Origin of the sequence: Micromonospora sp. NPDC051296, assembly GCF_040682255.1 — a bacterium.
Taxonomy (GTDB): Bacteria; Actinomycetota; Actinomycetes; order Mycobacteriales; family Micromonosporaceae; genus Micromonospora; species Micromonospora craterilacus.
Genome location: NZ_JBFBAO010000600.1, coordinates 1 through 2,262, shown reverse-complemented (window position 1 = coordinate 2,262; position 2,262 = coordinate 1). Strand labels below are relative to the sequence as shown.

Below are 2,262 nucleotides of genomic sequence, written 5' to 3'. Positions count from 1 at the left end.
TTACGCGACTTCCTGCGCGCCGGCCAGCACGTTGCCGACGCCCAGGACGACCGGGTGGACGCCAACCGGATCCTGGCCGAGGCTGACGAGGGAACGGAACTGAGGGCCGCAGCCCAGATCGCACTCGACGGTCCGCCCGTCATGCTCAAGCAGTTCCTGGAGACCGGGCAGCACAGGGCCGCACGCAACGACCACGATCTGGCGGCGCATAACGCCGAGGCCAGCGCCCTGCTATCGCAGGCGGCGGCCGCTGCTACCACGGCAGTCCAGCATGCCGAGGAGGCGCAGGCCGTGGCGGCGACCGCGCGCGCCGCCGCGAGTGAGGCGGCCATGTGGACGGAAAAGGCGAGGGTATCTGCGGGCAAAGCGGCAGGGTACGCCAATCAGGCAAACGTTTCGGCAAACGAGGCTCAGGCCGCGGCGGAGAGAGCCGCCGCCTCCGCCCGTACTGCCCTCGAAGCGGCCAACCGGGCTAGCGCGGCCGCGCAGCACGCAGCACGGTCCGCCGTGTGGGCGCAGCAGTCCTACGAAGCGGCGAAACACGATGCCGCGGAGGCCGTCCGCGCCGCGGACCGGGCCTACGACGCTGCCGTCAAGGCAGGCAAGGACTACGACACCGCCCGACGCTACTACGACGACGCGTACGCCGCATACGTGCAAAAGGCCAAACAGGAAGCGGAGGACGCACGGATCCGGCAGGCGATCTACTGCCGGGAGGGCAACCACCCGGGCACGGACAGCTACAAGGACTGCCTCAACTACGTGACGCAGACGCCCGACGAGCGTCTGCAGCGAGCTCTGTCGAACAGCTACTACTGCGACCGCTTCCCTGCCGAGTACCAAAAGCGATGCATGCGGCTAGCGCCGAGCGTCAACTTCGGCTCCGAAATCGGCATGGACGCCATGTACGCGTTGCTGGCTTTCACCCAGACGATCCTCGAGTCCGCACTGGCCGTGGAGGTCATCGGCGTATCGATGCTCCTCTGCAACATGGTCTGCGCGACGTTTCTGGGCGTGGCCGGTGGTGCCGAGGCCACCATGGGCGCGTTCGGCCTGTTCGACCTGTGGGTGATGGGATCTCTGACGGAACTGGCCGCAGGCGGCATCATGGGTGCCCGCGTTTTCACCGGTCTGCGGGGTCTGCTCGGCCTGAGGCTGCCGGCGGTGGCCGAGCGTCTGGTCGTACGGTCCCTGGCTGACGAGGCGATGCTCGCGCGGCTGGGCGCCATGCTGCGGTCCTGCCGCGCGCCCGGCGCCAGCTTCCCGGTCGGCACCTCGGTCCTCATGGCCGGCGGCGAAACCAAGCCCATCGAGGATGTCCGCGCCGGAGACGTGGTTACCACGACCGACCCGTATGCCGACGTCACCGAGTCCCGGCAGGTGGCCTCGACAGTTGCCCGTACCGGTCACAAGAAGCTGGTCGACCTGACCGTCGACGCTGACGGGGCGGCCGGAGGCACCACCAATCGGGTCACAGCAACCGCGAACCATCCCTTCTGGGTCGCGGACATCAAGCAGTGGGTGCAGGCGGGTGACCTGCGCGCCGGGCAGATGCTGCGGACCAGTACCGGCACTTGGGTGCAGGTCCTCAAAACGAAGCAGTACACCGAGCGAACCACCGTCTACGACCTGTCCGTCGCGAGCCTGCGCACGTTCTACGTCCTAGCCGGCGAAACCCCGGTTCTGGTCCACAACGAGGAACCCTGCGGCGTCGCACTCGGTATGCGTACGATGGCCGGCGGCAGGCTGGAGGAGTTCGCGCGAGTGCGAGGCCTGGCCCACTACCTCAAGGAGTCGAAGGACACCTGGAAGGGCAAGGTGCAGGCGGCGATCAAGAATCCCCAGATCACGCTGCACGTCGACTTGTTTAACTTCGACGGTGCGAACCCTCAGGACCAGTTCATCCAGGCGATCAAAATAGCGCTGCAGAAGAAGGACTCCGCTCCTGGCACGGCTTTGGAGATGCGGTGGATCGCAGAGGAGGTCCTTTCCGGCAACCGCAAGTGGACCACCATCGTCTTCTACGACCGGACGGGCAGGCGGCTGACTTTGGCGGAGATGCCGGAGCCAGACTGGGATAACGTCGGCCTGCCGCCGTGGTTCATTGAGAACGGACGCAACCCGATCGAATGATACGCGTCGCTGGGTGAGGCCGGCGCGAGGGGCGGCAGGTACGCGCCGAACAGGCCGTACACCACGCTCGGCACCGCCGCCATCAGGTCCACCAGCGAGATGAGCGTGCGCTGGAGCCGGCCGGGCGCG

Annotated in this window: 1 protein-coding gene; it reads left to right on the top strand. The window is 67.2% G+C overall.

What is annotated here, in order from left to right; translation table 11 throughout:
- Nucleotides 1–2,133, top strand: a 2,133-nt coding sequence (locus AB0M52_RS33380; protein ID WP_363961834.1) for a polymorphic toxin-type HINT domain-containing protein, incomplete at its 5' end; no start/stop codon positions are given.
- Nucleotides 2,134–2,262: the final 129 nt, after the last annotated feature.